This is a genomic window from Mediterraneibacter butyricigenes (genome assembly GCF_003574295.1).
In the GTDB taxonomy this organism is placed as follows: domain Bacteria; phylum Bacillota; class Clostridia; order Lachnospirales; family Lachnospiraceae; genus Mediterraneibacter_A; species Mediterraneibacter_A butyricigenes.
Genome location: NZ_BHGK01000001.1, coordinates 708,222 through 725,889, shown reverse-complemented (window position 1 = coordinate 725,889; position 17,668 = coordinate 708,222). Strand labels below are relative to the sequence as shown.

17 protein-coding genes, 1 tRNA gene and 1 pseudogene are annotated in these 17,668 nt (G+C 40.4%); 14 read left to right on the top strand and 5 right to left on the bottom strand.

Annotated elements, in window-relative coordinates:
• Positions 1 to 15: 15 nt before the first annotated feature.
• Entirely contained in the window at positions 16 to 813 is a 798-nt protein-coding gene (locus KGMB01110_RS03480; RefSeq protein ID WP_119297574.1) for a GntR family transcriptional regulator, read from the bottom strand.
• Positions 814 to 1,029: 216 nt separating this feature from the next.
• Here KGMB01110_RS03480 and KGMB01110_RS03475 point away from each other — a divergent pair, with 216 nt between their 5' ends.
• From KGMB01110_RS03475 to deoC, 8 genes are all read left to right on the top strand, one after another.
• Positions 1,030 to 2,157, top strand: a complete 1,128-nt coding sequence (locus KGMB01110_RS03475) for a substrate-binding domain-containing protein (RefSeq protein WP_117889095.1) — start codon at positions 1,030 to 1,032, stop codon at positions 2,155 to 2,157.
• A 72-nt stretch (positions 2,158 to 2,229) separates the two neighbouring features.
• The gene (locus KGMB01110_RS03470; protein ID WP_119297573.1) at positions 2,230 to 3,750 is read left to right on the top strand and encodes a sugar ABC transporter ATP-binding protein; all 1,521 of its coding nucleotides are present in this window, start codon (positions 2,230 to 2,232) and stop codon (positions 3,748 to 3,750) included.
• Complete coding sequence (locus KGMB01110_RS03465; protein ID WP_117889097.1) at positions 3,750 to 4,760, top strand: ABC transporter permease; 1,011 nt, start codon at positions 3,750 to 3,752, stop codon at positions 4,758 to 4,760. Before KGMB01110_RS03470 ends, KGMB01110_RS03465 begins: the two co-directional genes overlap by 1 nt.
• Before the next feature lies 1 nt (position 4,761).
• Positions 4,762 to 5,709 (top strand): ABC transporter permease, encoded by a 948-nt coding sequence (locus KGMB01110_RS03460; RefSeq protein ID WP_119297572.1) that lies wholly within the window; start codon positions 4,762 to 4,764, stop codon positions 5,707 to 5,709.
• Positions 5,710 to 5,739: 30 nt separating this feature from the next.
• Positions 5,740 to 6,651, top strand: coding sequence for a sugar phosphate isomerase/epimerase family protein (locus KGMB01110_RS03455; protein ID WP_117889099.1), 912 nt, complete (start codon positions 5,740 to 5,742; stop codon positions 6,649 to 6,651).
• An 11-nt stretch (positions 6,652 to 6,662) separates the two neighbouring features.
• The gene (locus KGMB01110_RS03450; protein WP_117889100.1) at positions 6,663 to 7,787 is read left to right on the top strand and encodes a PfkB family carbohydrate kinase; all 1,125 of its coding nucleotides are present in this window, start codon (positions 6,663 to 6,665) and stop codon (positions 7,785 to 7,787) included.
• Positions 7,788 to 7,799: 12 nt separating this feature from the next.
• Entirely contained in the window at positions 7,800 to 8,951 is a 1,152-nt protein-coding gene (locus tag KGMB01110_RS03445; RefSeq protein WP_117889101.1) for a Gfo/Idh/MocA family protein, read from the top strand.
• A 130-nt stretch (positions 8,952 to 9,081) separates the two neighbouring features.
• On the top strand, positions 9,082 to 9,792 hold the full coding sequence (gene deoC / locus KGMB01110_RS03440; RefSeq protein WP_117889102.1) for a deoxyribose-phosphate aldolase: 711 nt from the start codon (positions 9,082 to 9,084) through the stop codon (positions 9,790 to 9,792).
• A 79-nt stretch (positions 9,793 to 9,871) separates the two neighbouring features.
• On the opposite strand, the gene KGMB01110_RS03435 is transcribed toward deoC, so the two are convergent.
• A complete protein-coding gene (locus KGMB01110_RS03435) occupies positions 9,872 to 10,747 on the bottom strand; it encodes a helix-turn-helix domain-containing protein (RefSeq protein ID WP_119297571.1) in 876 nt (291 codons plus the stop codon).
• A 143-nt stretch (positions 10,748 to 10,890) separates the two neighbouring features.
• On the opposite strand from KGMB01110_RS03435, the gene nagB reads away from it, so the two are divergent.
• From nagB to KGMB01110_RS03425, 3 genes and pseudogenes are all read left to right on the top strand, one after another.
• On the top strand, positions 10,891 to 11,613 hold the full coding sequence (gene nagB / locus KGMB01110_RS03430) for a glucosamine-6-phosphate deaminase (protein ID WP_117889104.1): 723 nt from the start codon (positions 10,891 to 10,893) through the stop codon (positions 11,611 to 11,613).
• Positions 11,614 to 11,773: 160 nt separating this feature from the next.
• Positions 11,774 to 11,914 carry a hypothetical protein gene (locus tag KGMB01110_RS14880; RefSeq protein WP_156085432.1) on the top strand — a complete coding sequence of 47 codons (141 nt, stop codon included), beginning with the start codon at positions 11,774 to 11,776 and terminating at the stop codon, positions 11,912 to 11,914.
• A pseudogene (locus tag KGMB01110_RS03425) lies at positions 11,872 to 12,180 on the top strand (macro domain-containing protein); the annotation flags it as partial. The gene KGMB01110_RS14880 and the pseudogene KGMB01110_RS03425, both read left to right, overlap by 43 nt.
• 126 nt (positions 12,181 to 12,306) lie before the next feature.
• Here the strand turns inward: KGMB01110_RS03425 and KGMB01110_RS03420 are convergent.
• Genes KGMB01110_RS03420 through KGMB01110_RS03410 form a run of 3 tightly spaced genes read right to left on the bottom strand, consistent with a single transcriptional unit; the run spans position 12,307 to position 15,774 of the window.
• Positions 12,307 to 13,647: a threonine/serine exporter family protein gene (locus KGMB01110_RS03420; protein ID WP_117889107.1), complete on the bottom strand. Its 1,341-nt coding sequence runs from the start codon at positions 13,645 to 13,647 to the stop codon at positions 12,307 to 12,309.
• A gap of 19 nt (positions 13,648 to 13,666) precedes the next feature.
• A complete protein-coding gene (locus KGMB01110_RS03415; RefSeq protein WP_119297569.1) occupies positions 13,667 to 14,464 on the bottom strand; it encodes a DUF4866 domain-containing protein in 798 nt (265 codons plus the stop codon).
• A complete protein-coding gene (locus tag KGMB01110_RS03410) occupies positions 14,455 to 15,774 on the bottom strand; it encodes an adenylosuccinate synthase (RefSeq protein WP_119297568.1) in 1,320 nt (439 codons plus the stop codon). The genes KGMB01110_RS03415 and KGMB01110_RS03410 overlap by 10 nt, the downstream gene beginning before the upstream one ends.
• A 245-nt stretch (positions 15,775 to 16,019) precedes the next feature.
• Between KGMB01110_RS03410 and KGMB01110_RS03405 the strand changes: the two genes are divergently transcribed.
• From KGMB01110_RS03405 to KGMB01110_RS03395, 3 genes are all read left to right on the top strand, one after another.
• The gene (locus KGMB01110_RS03405; RefSeq protein ID WP_119297567.1) at positions 16,020 to 16,928 is read left to right on the top strand and encodes a LysR family transcriptional regulator; all 909 of its coding nucleotides are present in this window, start codon (positions 16,020 to 16,022) and stop codon (positions 16,926 to 16,928) included.
• A 143-nt stretch (positions 16,929 to 17,071) separates the two neighbouring features.
• A complete protein-coding gene (locus KGMB01110_RS03400; RefSeq protein ID WP_117889111.1) occupies positions 17,072 to 17,362 on the top strand; it encodes a hypothetical protein in 291 nt (96 codons plus the stop codon).
• A gap of 134 nt (positions 17,363 to 17,496) precedes the next feature.
• Positions 17,497 to 17,567 (top strand) — tRNA-Trp (locus KGMB01110_RS03395).
• Positions 17,568 to 17,668: the final 101 nt, after the last annotated feature.

The window sequence follows — 17,668 nt, the reverse complement described above, 5'->3', positions numbered from 1 at the left end:
AGGCACTTCTGGGGATTAAAAGAAATTCAGCTTGATATTTTTTTCGCTGTTTGGTGTATTATACAAATCCAGGTGGAAGCGGCTTCGATCACCACGGGTAATGGAAGTCGTATATTCAAAAGAGAATCCAGACTCTAAAGAAGCGATTCGATGGATTTTAAATCCGGCGGAGCAGGAACATTGAAGCATTTTTTTCTCTTTGTCCTTCAGAGAAACTGCTTCGATATATTCCGTAGCATGGTAAAGATTCAGTCCGTATTGTTTAGTAAGAACATCATATAAAGAATTGCGTTCAAATGAATAAGTTTCGATGCCGTTGCATAAATAATATGGAATATATGTTTCTTCGATCAGGATCGGGACAGAGTCACTGCATCGCAAGCGAACAAGCTTGAATAAAGTTTTCTGAGAGCCCGGAAGATGAAGTTCTCCCAGAATATATTCCGGTGGATCTTTTACAATACAAGCCTCCAATACTTTAGAAGAAGGAACCGCACCGGTAGCTTTAATGTCGGATGTAAAAGAATACAAACGATTGATGGAACGGTTTAGTTTCCGGGGGATCACAAAGGATCCTTTTCCTCGAACACGGAGCAGATAACCTTCTTTGATCAGTAGATCCATGGTCTGACGAACGGTAGTGCGACTGATGCCATAAGCTTTGCTGATGCTTTCCTCGGTAGGAAGCTGCTCATCTATTTTTAACACTTCAGATTGGATACAAATTTTAAAAAACGATGCTAACTGCATATATAAGGGAGTTGTACTTGTGTGGGAAAACTCAAAAGATTCCTTTAATTTTTCGATATCCATAGATTTTCTCCTTTAGCAATATTCAAAAATAGCATAAGCCTATAGAAAAGGAGTTGTCAAGCTAAAATCTAAAATATCTGACAAATTCGTCATAATATAGAAAATGCAACTATAATTAAAAAATATTCGAAAAATGATTGACAAATAAATGTATGAAATGTATACTACAAATAACACATATGCAATACAAAAAAACAAGAAAGAGGAGGAAAAGAAATGAAAAAGCGATTAGTCAGTGTATTGTGTGCAGTAGCAGTTCTGAGTACTATGTTGGTTGGCTGTTCCGGTGGTTCTGGGGATAAATCGGACAAAGCATCTTCCGATAGTAAATCAGAAAACGTGATGGAAGGCGATGTGTATAAGATTATTCCGGAAGGAGATCTGGTAGTCGGCTTTACATCCGGTTCTTCGGGAACCTCCTGGAGAGATCAGATGATCGATGACTTTAAGGAAGTTGCAGAAGAGTACAAGGCAGATGGACGGCTGAAAGATTATAAGATCGTAAATAATACAACGAATGGTGATGCAACGGAACAGGCAAACATTATTCGTGACTTTACAGCAGATCCGGATGTCAATATCATCATCGTTGATGCAAATGACAGTACGGCATTGAACGAAGCAATTGCAGAAGCTCAGGATGCAGGAAAATTGGTAGTGATTGCAGATACCGGATGTGATGCGCCGGGAGCTCTGAATGTACAGCTTGATCATACTGCATGGATGAAGAAGAATGCAGAGTTTATTGCAACTGCATTGGATGGAAAAGGTAAATTGATCAATATCAATGGTCTTGATGGAAACCCGGCAGACAACGCAAGAGATAAAGGATTGCAGGAAGTGCTTGAAGAGAATCCGGATCTTGAAGTTGTACAGAAAGCATCTGGCGGTTGGGATCAGACTCAGGCTAAAACAGCATGTGCACAGATTTTAAGCACAACAAAAGATATTGATGGTATTATCACTCAGGATGGTATGGCTTATGGATGTTTATCTGCATGTGAAGATGCAGGAATCCTTCCAAAAGCTATGATTGGTGATCCTGGTGTGGCATTCTTCCAGGAATGGAAGAAACTGATGGATGAGGGAGCAGATTTCCAGGCATGTGCACAGCCGAATCCTCCGGGAATCGCAGCATCCGCGCTGAGAATCGCTGTAAATATGGCTGAAGGTAAAGAATTAGATGAATCTAAATTAGACGGCAATATTTATTATTATCAGGTACAGTCATTCTACACACAGGATAATTTTGATGATGCAATGAAACTTCTTGATGGAAAATCAGATGATTATCTTTTAGACGAATGGTTTGATGAGGACGGCGTTCAGGCATTATTCAAATAAGTAATGATAGACTCTTCTCTTCTGTACGTCTGAATGGTACAGGAGAGAAGAGTTTTTTAAGGAGGAAAACGAATGGCAATACTAGAGGCGAAAAATATTGTCAAACGATTTGGTGGAGTTACAGCCCTCAGCAATGGAAATATAACATGTCGTGAGGGGAAAATTACAGGATTGCTAGGGACAAATGGTTCTGGCAAGAGTACAATTTCAAAAATAATCACAGGTGTATATCTTCCGGATGGTGGGACAATTACATATCAGGGAAAAGAAGTAGCTTTTCGGGATCCTATCGAAGCAAAAAGAGCCGGAATTGTTATGGCATTTCAAAATCTAAGTTTGATTCCGGATCTGACAGTCTGGCAGAATGTAGTTTTAAGTTTTGAACAGAGAAAAGGGGTTTTCCTTGACAACCAGGCGGCAAGGGAAAAAACACGGGAACTGATCGACCAGTTTGTTCCTGGATTCGATATCGAAAGAAAAGTGATTCAGTTAAATTCCAGTGAGAAACAGATTGTTGAAATTATAAAAGCAATTTCAGAAGAGCCAAGGCTCTTAATATTAGATGAGCCAACAGCAGCATTGGAGCAGGCACAGGTAAAGGCTTTATTCTGGTATATGAAAAAACTTGCATCAGAAGGTGTAGCAATTATTTTCACATCTCATCGAATGGGAGAGATCATGGAGATCTGTGATGACATTGTGGTATTTAATAATGGAAAAAACACCGGAAGCATTGATTTTGAAAAAGACGGGAAAAACCAGGATGAGATTATAGGATTGATTACCGGTGATATAGAGGGTACATCCGAGAAACATAAAAATGAAGACATTTCGGAAGAGACAAAATTTGAAGTGAAGGATTTGCAGTATCAGGAGATTTTGAAACATATCAATCTGTCTGTGAAAAAAGGAGAGGTTCTTGGAGTTGGAGGGTTACAGGGACAAGGACAGGTTGAACTGATGCTGGCACTAGCTGGAAATTATAAAAAAATAAAGGGGCAGGCTATATTGGATGGTAAAGAGATTTCCTTAAAATCTCCAAAGACGACCATTCGGGAAGGCATTGTATTTGTACCAGGAGACCGTCAGACCGAAGGGCTGATGATGCAGGATTCTGTGTATCAGAATATGATCATGCCAAAGCTGGCCATGAAAAAACAACCGCTTTTTACACCGGTAAAAAAATATCAGAAAGAAGCGGAAGAAGTAGTAAAGATTCTGTCGATCAAAACAGATACAATTGATCAGAAAGTAAATAATTTATCTGGAGGAAATCAACAGAAGGTTGTTGTCGGAAAATGGATTCCTTTTGATATTAATGTATTACTTCTTTCTGACCCGGCAAAAGGTGTAGACATTGGGGCAAAGCAGGACTTATATGATTTTGTATTGAAGTTGGCAAAAGAAAAAGGAATCAGCGTGATCTTATATGCCAGTGATAATGAAGAGTTAGTAGATTACTGTAATCGGGTTATGGTGATGTACGAAGGCAGTATTATTAAAGAACTGAGTGGAGATGATATTACGAATGCCAATATTACAAAAGCATCGCTCAATCTTCCGGAAGGGGAAAGAAAGGAGATGGAAGCGTAATGGTTGGGAAAAAAGTAAAAAAAGTATTACATAATCCAGAGACAGCAACCATCATTCTTTTGGTGATTATGGTCGTACTTGTTGCCTCTCTACAGTCTAATTTCTTTTATTCAGCAACAGTTAAAAATAATATTGTATCCTGGACTCCATTAATTTTGTTGGCAATGGGACAAGCCTTTGTGATTATCGCTGGAGGGTTGGATCTTTCTTGTGGGCCAGCAATGTCATTGATGTTATGTGTGTTGACGGCAACTATGAAAGCGGATAATCCGGCATCTGGTTGGAAAGCATTATTATTTGGATTGATAACGGCACTCATTGTGGGGGTAGTGAATGGAGTGGTTGTAGGTTATTTGCGAGTGCCTGCACTGATCGCAACTTTTGCAACCTCTTATATCTGGTTGGGATTGGCCCTCTTTATTATGCCTACGCCAGGAGGAGAGTGTGTAAATTGGATGCGTGTTTTCTACAATTTTGGATCAGTGGAAAATGCACCTGAATTTCTAAAATCTGTCGGAAAAATTTTGCCAACCAGCTTTTTCTTGATTGTTCTTGGAGTGATTATTTGGATTGTAATCAGTCGGACAAAGTTTGGAAGATATATGTACGCAGTTGGCTCAGACAGAGACATTGCTTATCAGAGCGGTATTAATTCATCAAAAATTCAAATGTGTACATATATTATAAATGCACTTTTCATTTATGCATGTGCATTGTTTTATGCGGCACAGAATCAGTCTGGTTCTGCTAGAATTGGAGATGCGCTTACGTTGCAGGCAATTGCAGCTGTTGTTGTAGGCGGAATTGCACTCAGTGGAGGAAGCGGAAAAGTTTATATGGCAATTGTAGGCGCGTTGATTATGAGTCTCGTAAATAAATTGATTTATCAGTTGGGAATTCAAAGCGAGTATCAGGTCCTGGTCAGTGGAGTGATCATTATTGTTGCGATATCGACTTCAGTTATTTATTCTATGGCAAATGAAAAATTCGTGGTAAAAGGAAGTGAATAATATGACGAAAATATTTGAGTTTAATAAAAAAACTGTGACAGCTCTCGCCTTTATTGTTCTACTTTATTTTATCGGCGGAATATCAGTTTCTGGTTTTGCTTCACCTCATGCAATGATGCAAATGTTAAAGTTCGCTACTTATATCGCATTATTTGCGTTATGCCAGTTGTTGGTGACATGTACTGGAGGGGATATCGATCTTTCGGTTGGATATGTAGCGACCCTGGTGGCGGTGTTATCCGCTCAGATTTTAAAAGGCAGTAATGCACAATTGTGGAAAGCAGTTCTGATTGCGATTGCAATCGGTGGAGTTGTGGGGTTGATTAACGGACTTCTGGTCAGTTATGCAAAGTTACCGTCTTTGGTAGTAACGATGGGAATGACTAGCGTGGTGCAGGGAATTGTAAATGTATATTCCTCCAAGTATGGAGTGACAGGTGCTCCGGCCCCCATTCTTGCCACAATTGCAAACGGTAAGGTTGGAATTGTACCCAATATTATCTGGTTGTTATTGGTAGTGATCGTGGTTGCTACGGTTATTTTACAGATGACAAAGATTGGTGTGAAGTTAAAAAGCATTGGAAGTAATGAACTTGCAGCATTTCGATGTGGATTAAATGTAAAAGTGATAAGAACCTGTGCCTTTGTTGCAAGTGGTGTGATTGCCGGGCTAATAGGACTTTTGCTTTTAGGAAATCTGGGACAGGCGTTTAAAGATATGGGATCCAGTTATGTAATGCCCAGTATTGCAGCAGTTGTAGTCGGAGGAGTTTCATTAAAAGGTGGTGAAGCAAATTATATTAATGTAGCGTTAGGAGCTATGGTTTTACAGACTTTGACGAATCTGTTTGTTGCGTATGGCTGGGGAGATGCAGGAAAATGGACCGGTATCGGTATTATTTTGTTACTCATGTTGATTTTGTACGTGAGAGAGAAAGTCAGCAGATAGAAAGAAAAACAAGACTATGGAGGTGTCAGTATGAAATTAGGTTTTTTAAGTTCAATCGTACCGGAGTTAAGTTTTGAAGAAGTGATTGATTTTGCAGCAGATAATGGGTTTGCATGTGTGGAACTTGCTTGTTGGCCGTATGGAAAAGCAGCTAGAAGATATGCAGGGGTTACTCATATCGATGTAGCAAATCTGGACGATGAAAAGGTCGCTTACATTAAAAAATATACAGAAGATCGAAATGTAACAATCAGCGGTATTGGATATTATCCGAATCCATTATCTTCTGATCCTGAGGTGAGGGAAGTATCCATCACTCATATCAAAGAATGTATCAAAGGGGCAGAGAAACTGGGGGTACCGGTTGTAAATACTTTTATTGGAAAGAACAGAACCGCAACACCGGAAAAGAACTGGGAAGAGTTTATGAGCGTCTGGCCGGATATCATTGCATTTGCGGAGAAACACAAGGTGAAAATTGGTATTGAAAACTGCCCGATGTATTTCAGAGATGAGTGGCCGTCTGGTGATAACCTGGCATGCAGTCCTGCATTTTGGAGAAAAATGTTTGATGCAATTAAGAGCGAGAATTTCGGTTTGAATTATGATCCGTCTCATCTCGTATGGCAGAGAATGAATTATGTGAAACCCATTCTTGATTTTAAAGAGAAGATGTTCCATATCCATATTAAAGATGCAAAATTTTATCAGGAAAAATATGATGAGGTTGGAATGTTTGCACCGCCGCTTGATTATCATGCACCGAAGCTTCCAGGACAGGGAGATATTAACTGGAGTGAAGTGATTGCAGCGTTAAATGATATCAGATATAAGGGCGCAGTCGTTATAGAAGTAGAAGATAGGGCATACGAAGACACTTTGCAAGACAGACTGGATTCCATTCTTTTATCAAAAGCATATATGAATCAGTTTGTCAGATAAGAGGAACACCTATGGAAAACAAGAAGTTATTACAGACAGTTGCAAAAAAAATGAAGGACAGAGATCCGAAACAGATAAAAATTTTGATGGGGTTTGATGGTTTTGTAGATCAGGTGCTTCATGTGGTGGATAAGAGATATGATGCAGAACATTTTGAACGTGTGAATTATATGGAAGATTACGGGAAAAAGATCTGTAAAGCTGCTGGATTAAGTCTGAATGTGGAAATGGTTCCGGTGCAGACAAAACTTGGAGGAAATGGTCCGATCATGGCAAATTCGCTGGCTCGTCATGGATGTAAGATGAATTATATCGGATCATTGGGGAAAGAAAACGTTCATCCGGTATTTCATGAATTTACAGAAAATGTTCATGCAATCTCGATTTCTGATCCGGGATTTACAGATGCTATTGAATTTCTGGATGGAAAGATTATCAGCGGAAAACTGGAGACTTTGAAAGAAGTTAGTTGGGAAACGATTGTAGAAAAGGTTGGAATCAAGAAGTTTGCAGAATTGATCGAAGAAAGTGATCTGATCGGGTTTGAGAACTGGACGATGTTGCTGAACACGACAGAAATTTGGAAACATATTATTCGCGAGATTGTTCCAAATCTGAAAAAGCAGGAACGAAAAGTGTTATTTATTGATCTTGCAGATCCGGAAAAGCGAATGAAGGAAGATATTTTAGAAGCGTTGGAATGTCTGAAAACGTTTGATGATACTTTTGAGACAATTTTGGGATTGAATGAAAAGGAATCTTATGAGATTGCCGAGTTGTATGGAAAATCAAAAGAAGATTTTGAAAATGTTCTGGAAGTGGCAGAATTTCTGAAAGGGCAGATTCAGATATCAGAGATCGTGATCCACCCGGTAAAAGAAGCAAGCGGTTGTTCAAGAAAAGAGAAAGCATCTGTACAGGGACCATATTGTGAGAAGCCGAAGCTGACAACCGGAGCGGGAGATAATTTTAATGCAGGCTTCATCCTGGGCAGGATGTTGGGATTTGATCTGGAAGAATCTCTTTTGATGGGAACAGCAAATTCTGGATTTTATGTCAGAGAAGCAAGAAGTGCTACATATCAGGAATTGCAACAGTTTATAGAGAACTGGAGCGAAAATAAATTGGAAGCATAGGAGTGAAGGCATATGAAAAAAATTAAAGTTGGTGTGATCGGAACAGGATTTATCGGACCGGTCCATGTAGAAGCGATCAGAAGACAGCCGAATACAGAAGTGATCGCGTTGTCTGAGATCAATGAAGAACTGGCAAGAGCCAAAGCGGACAGTTTGGGAATTGAACGTGCATACGGAGATTATAAGGAACTAATCGCAGATCCGGATGTGGAAGTAATTCATATCTGTACTCCGAATCATTTACACTACCAGATCGCAAAAGAAGGAATTTTGGCAGGAAAACATGTGGTTTGTGAAAAGCCGCTTGCAATGAATGTAGAAGAAGGAAAAGAATTGGTAGAGTTGGCAAAAGAACATGATGTGATCTGTGCAATGCATTTGAATTGCCGTACCTATCCACTGGTACAGCAGATCCGGGAAATGATTGCGAGAGGTGATTTGGGAACAATTTTCGCTGTCAATGGTTCTTATCAGCAGGATTGGTTATTTAAAGATACAGATTATAGTTGGAGACTGGAAAAACAGTTTAGTGGAGAGTCACGTGCGATTGCTGATATCGGTACACACTGGTTCGATACGGTAGAAAGTATTACTGGTTTAAAAACAGAAAAAGTATGTGCTGATTTTGAAACATTCTATAAGATCAGAAAGAAACCATTGAAGCCGGTTGAAACTTATTCTGGAAAAGTGCTTCAGCCAAGTGATTATGAAGAAGTTCCGATTGACACAGAAGATTATGCAACAGTGTTGATTAAATTTGATAATGGAGCGCATGGTTCTTTTACAGTCAATCAGGTTGCAGCAGGACGCAAAAACAGGATGTATTTTGAAATTTACGGAAGTAAGTGTTCCGTAGTATTTGACAGTGAGGAACCGAATCAGATCTGGATTGGTCACAGAGATGGGAACAATGAGATCATGATGAAAGATCCATCTTTAATGTATCCGAATGTTGTAGAATATAACAGTTATCCGGGTGGACATACAGAAGGATTTGCAGACGCATCCAAACAGACGATCCGTAAGATCTATGAGGCAATTGAGGCAGGAAAAGATAGTGATGTATATTATCCAAAATTTGAAGATGGATATAGAGAACTGGCATTGTGCAAAGCAATTGTGAAATCGGCAGCAGAAGAAAAATGGGTTGTGGTCGAAGAGTAACTAATTGGGGAACAAAGAGACTGTGACAGGAAAAATCCGATTCACAGTCTCTTAAAATAGCATAGTCAAACCGGGAGAAAAGGTAAAAGACTATGACTTTATATAATAGTAGAAAAAGGAGAAGAATATCATGAAGAAACCAGAAAAGAAAGCAGCAGACATGACAGTGAAAGAGTTGGCATCTTATATCGATTATTCTGTATTAAAACCGGAGTTTACAGAGGAAGAGATTATAGATTTGACAAAAGATGGCGTAAAACTGGGATGTGCAACAATCTGCATCAATCCAGGATATATGGAACTTTGTGAACCATATGTAAAAGGATCTGAGACAATGCTTTGTCCGGTGACAGATTTCCCATTTGGAACCAGCTCGACGGAATCTAGAGTACAGCAGATTGAAACTGTTGCAAAATATGATACGGTAAAGGAAGTAGATATTGTAATTAACTATGGAAAACTGCGTTCCGGTAAGGTGGAAGAAATTGTCGAAGATTTGAAAGCGTGTGTAGCAGCCGCTCATAAATATGGAAGAGAATTAAAAGTTATTTTGGAAACAGATGCATTAAATATAGATCAGGTAAAACTTGGTTGCAAATGTTGTATGGATGCAGGCGTTGATTTTGTAAAGACCAGTACCGGATTCTTGACAGGTTATGAATCACATGGTGCAACACCGGAGATTATCCAGGTGATTATGGACGAAGTCGGTGATACCTGTAAGATCAAAGGTAGCGGATGTATTCGTACAAGAGAGCATTTCCTGAAATTGATTGATATGGGAATCGATAGAATGGGAATTGGATACAGATCTGTACCGGTTGTGTTGGATTTGAAGTAGGATTTGCTTGAAGAATCTATAAAAGAGATAGAGAAAAACAAGGGAGGCTGAAAAAGATTTTGGCCTCCCTTTTGTTATTTTAATAAGTTTGGTTTGCAGATACATTTGCGTAATATTCATTGCGATAACGGTTTGGAGAGACACCGCGTTGGGCTTTGAAAGCATTGATAAAACTGGATGAGGAGCTATAGCCGAGAGAAATTGCTAATTCGGAAATAGCAATATCTGATGTTCGGAGAGCCAGTTTTGCAAAATTGATTTTTGTAACGGATACATATTCTAAAGGGGAGTATCCGGTTTCCTTTTTGAATATCCGTGAAAAATGATAAGGGCTTAAGTTTACATAGTTGGACAATTCTTTTAGAGTAAAATGTTGATTGATATTTTTATCGATATAGTTGATAACTTTTGTTACAGGATCAGAATAACTACGAAAAGCAGAGCTTAACAAACTGTTTTCCTGAATCAGGCATAATGTAGAATAGACAAGGGAAGATAAGGCCGCATCAGAAACTTGTTCCTGATAACATAAATTCATAACAGGCTTGTTGATCCTTTCATAGACAGTAGAAGCATTGTTTAGATGAAAGATTGGTCCGCCATTGGTGTCAATCAGATGATCTGTTAGTTCTGGAGCAGTATTGCCATCAAAATGGAAAAATAAAAATTCACAGTCAGAAGTACAATAATAGCTTTGAGGGCGATAACAGTTTAATAAAACAATGTCATTGGAACCGGCACAGTAATGTTTGTCCTGATAGTCCAGCTTAAGTTCTCCGGTTATAATATAGAAGAAAAGCGGAGGACGATTTCCATCATTCCGTACTTCATAAGATTCATTACACAGAAAATATCCACAACTAACCATGTAATAATAGAATGCTTTAAATGAAGAGGGCAGATTAAAAAAACACATATAGGAACCTTTATTTACACCAGTTTCTTTCCAGATCATATGAGGTATCCTCCTGAAAAAGCTTATTTAAATGAAGTTATTTTTATTGTACGTCGTAGTAGGTAATTCGTCAATTGTATTAAAGAAGAACAGAGCAAATAAGAGTTGAGTTTTCATTAAGAAAAGGAAAGGAGAGAAGAATTATGATTTTTTACAAGGCAAAAGACTATCAGGATTTAAGCAGAAAAGCGGCAAATATTATTTCGGCGCAGATTATTATGAAGCCGGATTGTGTATTGGGCCTGGCGACAGGTTCCTCGCCCTTGGGGATTTATAAACAGTTAATTGAATGGTATCAGAAGGGAGATCTCGATTTTTCACAGGTGACAACGATAAATTTGGATGAATATAAAGGAATCGGGGCTGATAATCCTCAAAGTTATCGATATTATATGGAACATCAATTGTTTGCACATGTAAATATTGACAGGTTAAGAACCTTTCTGCCAGATGGTATGGAGCAAGATTCGAAAAAAGCCTGTGAGGAGTATAATCGGATCATTCATGAACATGGGGAAATAGATTTGCAGCTTTTAGGACTTGGAAGAAACGGACATATCGGTTTCAATGAGCCGGGTGGTGCTTTTGAAAAAGAAACCCATTGTGTGAATTTGTCAATGAGCACAATTGAGGCAAATCAGAGATTTTTTGAATCAAAAGAGAAGGTCCCAAAACAGGCGTATACTATGGGAATTAAAAATATTATGCAGGCGAAGAGAATTTTGCTAATTGTGAATGGAAAAGAAAAGGAGCAAATTCTGGAAAGAGCATTGAACGGACCAATCACGCCACAAGTTCCAGCATCAATCCTTCAATTACACAGCAATGTAACCGTGATCAAGAATATCGGAAAACAGTACATATAAAATAAATTAAAAACAGGAGGTACAAACTATGAAACGTGTGGTAGAATTTTTACAGGGAAATCCGCCGTATACATTTTAAGAAAGAATGAAAAATATCAGGACGATTATAGTTGGATGAGTCGTAAGCGATAAAGAAAAGAATGGAAAGAGGGCGATACAGGTGAATCAGGGAGAAAAACGACGTTATCTGATAGAGTATTTATTGGGAGAGCAAAAGCGGATGCAGAGAGTGGAAATCCCAGTAGATGCACAGGGACAGAGAAACTTATCCATACTTATGCTGGGATCCAGCTTCGTCTGAAAATGCATGAGATCATGGAAAAACAGGGGTATGAAGAACCGACCGGGCAGGCGAAAATTACGTCTGGCTATAATCTTCCAGCCGATTATATTCTTCATACAGTGGGCCCCATTGTGGAATGGAAAGTGACTGGACAGGATGAGGAATTGCTTGCAAGTTGTTACAGAAAATGTTTGGAACTGGCTGTAGCATATGGAGTAAAGTCGATTGCATTTTGCTGTCTGTCCACGGGCGTTTTTCGTTTTCCGTTTGAAAAGCTGGCGCGAGAACATAAAAATATCCAAATGATTCGATTGAATCTAGATGACGTGGCGATACCAGAAGACCTCGATATACGCGGAATCGGAATCGAAGGAGATCTGGCATGTGTGATCCCACAGTTATAAAGTGTATCAAGTGCAGTAGCGGAAAGTTCGGTCTGTCAGGATTCGTGCAAAAATCAGTCCCAGTGGCAGGGCAAGAATGATGAGCAATGCAGAGGCAAGCCAGGAAGCTGCGGTGGAAAGGCTCATAATTCCAAGATTATAAAATCCTTTATATAGATACAATCCGGGCACCATAATGACAATAGAAGGTACGGTAATTGAGATTCTCGGGTATCCGGCAACACCCTTCAGGGTAGAAGCCAGGAGTCCGGCCAGGAATGCTCCGATAAATGCAGCCGCGGCTGGTGGCATATTGACAAGATCAATTAACTCCAAACGCAAGGTATTGGAGAGTGCACCGATCAAACCGGCAGCAGTTGCAAGACGCCTGGGACTGTTAAACATGATAGAGAATCCGAAGACTCCACAAAAACTGGCAAGGAGACGAAACAGAATCCACTGCCATAATGCAAGATCCATTGGAAGGAACGGAAGTGGTTTTAAGCCGAGCAGCATGGCAAGAATCCAGGCTGTCATGGTAGCGACTGTGATGATGATTAGGGAATACATCAGTCGTTCGGTTCCAGAACGCATATCCAGTTTTGCCAAGTCGATTCCACTTGTGATAAATGGAAATCCTGGGATAATAAACAGCATGGAGCAGATATAACCGGCTTCATGTTGAAGTCTGACGGCAAAAATAATCTCCAATACTTTCAGGAGGACAGTATAGGTCAGACAGGCAGCAGATACGGATGAAATAATACATAAAAATAATGTAAGGTGATGCTTGGACAGTTTGCAACGAATGAAATTTCCGATGCCGGCTCCGACAAAAGCGCAGAGCATTTCTACGATTCCGCCGCCTAGAAGGAAAGTAAAAGCACCGCAGGCTAATGCCGCGGCTACTCCCAAAGTGGTAGGGGAGTACAGCGCATGGATCTCTTCGATCTCATCTAAAGCGGAGTGGATTTTTTCACAGCTTTGAGAGAGCTCTTTCTGGGAAAAGTTGGAGACAAATTTTTCCAGGCGATTCAGCTGGGAGGTATTGACACCGGTGTTAGTCAGGCAAAGAGACTGACTGAAACTGCTTTCTCCGTCAAAACAGGTATAATGAATGGACATCAGACCGATATCAACGGTGCAGGTGATATGCATTAATTCTGAGAGCTCGTTCATAGAACTACGGACTCTCCAGGCTCCGGTTCCGCAGGAAAGCATCAGGACACCGACTCTTCCGACGACGGAAGCTTTTGCAGACAGACTAGCCTTGGTAATGGGGGTATTGTCTGTCTGATCAGCATATTCGTGCCACAGGATATCCATGTGATTTTTTTTGATGATCGATTGATTTGTTACAGTATTCATGTTACATTCCTCGTTTTACTTATAGATCCAGACTGTCGATGCCGGCAGTCTTTATCATTTTTTCACGGCAGGCAAGGACCAAGCCGTCGATGACTCCGAAGTGTTGGAGCATTTTTGATTCGAATTGGCGAATCGGAAGAAGCACGCCGAGTTCGTCAAAAGATTTTCCGGATTTGGTGCCGGTCTCCTGTCCGTAATATACAACGGCAGAATAGGCTTCTTCCTGAATCTCATGGAAGGTGGACCAGATTACATCATAAGCCTGTGCCTCGGTCAGTCCCAACTTTTTCGTATCAGGAAGTGCATATAAAATCAGAATTCCCCGCTCTCTGTTTTCGGCTTTCTCGTTAAGTTCCATATCCTGGGTGTAGTACCGAACCAGATCATAGCCATCAGCCAGATATAATTTTGACCGGGGGGCGGCATGATGCGCCTCATATACTTCATGAAACTTTTTGTATTCATGTCTGGAAACCAGTCCTTTTTTCTCTTCAAGAAGATTTCCGTCAGCATCCGTCAGAAGCACTGGATTTTCCCCGCATTTTCCATGAAAACGTTTTGGAATCAGATAAGCTTCCTTGAGCAGATCAAACATACTGCGGTGGCACAGTTCGAGCAGTAAAGCGCTGACATCTCCGTTTTTATAAGCATTTAATAGAACTTCCGCAAAATGTGTGGGATCGGAATCGACAGAACGATTGTCGTCACACATATGATCGTAAAAGGTATCCAGAAGTCTTTTGCAGTAGACATCAGAGGAAAGAATCCGGGAAAACATATTTTCAACTTCTTCTTCTCGAGGTAAAACTAATGACATAAAAACATCTCCTTTGCACCATGTGTCAGTAAATATTGTTCTCGTTTTGCACCGACAGAAATAAATGAGATTTCATGATTCAGTAATTCTTCAATCTGCAGAATGTAAGAACGGGCATTTTCAGGGAGCTGCTCCCAACTGGTGCAGGAAGAAATATCTTCCTTCCATCCCGGGATATATTTCAGAACCGGTTCGCAGAGCTCCAGATTGTCCATGGGATTAAAATGGTCTACGAATTGTCCGTCTTTTTTATAACCGACAATGATCGGAATTTCATCAAACTGACTGAGAACATCTAATTTGGTCAAAGCAATCTGATCAGCATTCTGACATTTCAGACCATAACGACTGGCAACCGCATCAAACGGACCGACACGACGAGGACGACCAGTGGCAGCGCCATATTCGCCACCGGCTTTTCGCAGGGATTCCATCCAGGTTTCGCTCAGGGCGTGTTCTGCCACAAACGGACCGGCACCAACGCAGGTGGAGTAAGCTTTGAGAACGCCAACCACATGATCTAAATGAGCACCTGGAATACCGGCTCCGATTGGTCCATAGGCTGAGATAGTGGAAGAACTAGACGTGTAAGGGAAAATTCCGTAATCAATATCACGCATGGCTCCCAGCTGTGCTTCTAATAGCACTTTTTTTCCATGTTGCAGAGCTTGTTCCAGATAACTGCCGGTATCACAGATATAAGGCGCAAAGTGTTGCGCTTCCTTCTTGCACCAGGTGAGCAAAGCAGAGTAGGACATAGGTTCCTGGTGGTAACATCCGGCCAATTCCATATTTTTGGATTCCAGCATCATTTTCAGACGATTCTGCATACCTGGTTCCTCTAAATGCAGAAGGTCTCCGAGCCGTAAAGTTTTTTTTCGGTATTTGTCACTGTAAGCATAGGCAATTCCACGTCTGGTGGATCCGAAAGCAGAACCGGATTTGGCAAGTCGATCCTCTTCCAATTCGTCCTGAACACGATGCCAGGGCATTGAGATTGTGGCGCGGGAGGAGAGCTTCAAATGCTCCGGTGAGATCGAGATTCCGTTGGATTCAATTTGGGCAATTTCCCGTTCCAGATGTTCCAGATCGACGACCATGCCGTCACCGAGAACGCAGACAACGTCTGGATGCAAAATGCCAGAAGGCAGCAGATTTAATACGAATTTCCCCTGATCTGTGACGACAGTGTGGCCGGCATTATTTCCACCCTGATAACGTACGACAATATCGGCATGTTCGGCGAGAAGATCAATGACTCGTCCTTTTCCTTCATCGCCCCAGTTAATTCCGGTAACAGCAGTTAACATATGAAAAACCTCCCTGAAAATAAGATGTTGTTTTTTAGTTCTGAGATGATTATAATTTGAAAATAGAAATAAGTAAAAACTATTATTGATATAGTAGAAATTATTATTTGATATGTCGGATAAGAAGCAACGTCCGATATTACAGATTGTGAGAAATAAAACGGCATAAGTTGCACGATTCTATCCTGCAGCCGGGCAAGGATAGCAAGGATACCGGAAAATATCGGAACAGGAGAGTGGAGAACATGAATGTAAATTTTGAATATTATAAGATTTTCTATTATGTAGCTAAATATCATAATTTTACAAAAGCAGCGCGGGCACTGTGTAACAGTCAGCCTAATGTGACACGTGCTATGAATTGTTTGGAGCATGAATTGAATTGCACGCTGTTTGTAAGGACGAATCGAGGGGTGCATCTGACACCGGAAGGAGAGCGGTTATATACCAGGGTATCTGTGGCAGTGCAGCAGCTTCAGACGGCCGAAGAAGAGTTATCGGAAAGTGTGGGACTGGAGCATGGAAGTGTGTCGATCGGAGCCAGTGAAACAGCCTTAAATATTTATTTACTGGACAGGCTGCATAAATTTCATTTGGAGTATCCTGGGGTGAGACTGAAACTTTGTAATGATTCTACACCTGAGGCGATTCGTTCCGTGCGAAGCGGCGAAATTGATTTTGCAGTCGTAACAACGCCTGTAAAAGTAGAAGTTCCGTTAAAAGAAATCAGGTTGCGCAGTTTTCAGGAAATCCTGGTGGGTGGAAAAACATTTACTGCTCTGGCCAGTCAGGAGTTGTCTCTGAAAGACCTGAAAGATTATCCGTTGATCAGCTTGGGCAGAGAGACGACAACTTATCATTTTTATGAGAAATTATTTCTGGAACATGGAGCAGAACTGGTGCCGGATACGGAAGCAGCAACAACCGATCAGGTTCTGCCATTAGTTAAAAATGAGTTAGGACTGGCTTTTTTGCCAGAAGAAATGGCAGAGGAAGCACTTAAAAAACATGAAATCATTCAGATGGATTTGAAAGAAGGAATTCCCAGTCGACATGTGTGTATGATTTATGATGCAAAGCGTCCGATGAGTGCAGCGGCTCAAAAATTAAAAAAGCTGTTACAGGAAGAAAAAATGGCAATGGATACAGAATAAACCTATTACTTATCTGGTAGGAAAGATCAAGGCGAAGGCACATCCATTCGTAGAGTATTATAAGTTTTTGGACGTTCTCTGGAAAAACGTGGTACAATAAGAATAGCATAAACCAGAGAAAGGAAAGAAACGGAGGAAAAGCAATGGCAGTTCATTCTATTGATGCAGAAGACGATCAGTTCGCATATCGCTACGACACACAGTTATTAATTGACAGAAGAGACGAGGATCTGGATGAGGATGAAATCGCTGAATACATCTCAGAACATTTTGAGGGCAATAGCCTGATTGCAGCAGGAGACGAAGACCTGGTAAAAATACATTTCCATACCAACGAACCGTGGAAAATTCTGGAATACTGTAATTCCATCGGAGAGATTTATGATATTGTGGTAGAGGATATGATCCGACAGTCTGATGGACTACAGGGATAAGGATAATTGGAAAATGTTTTTAAAAACGAGATGATATAGCTAGCTCTTTCAAAACTTTTGAAAAAGGAGAGAAAATCTATCAGAATTGTTGACAAATTTGAAGTATTATGGTATAACTATCTAGTGCCTTATATAGGGGATTGGTCAAATGGTATGATAGGGGTCTCCAAAACCTTTGGTGGGAGTTCGATTCTCTCATCCCCTGTTGGCTGAAGGTCTCACAAAGTCCATAAATACGGACTTTGTGAGGCTTTTTTATATTCTTGATTTTTGAGAGTAATTACCTACTAACGAATTGTCTTGGTG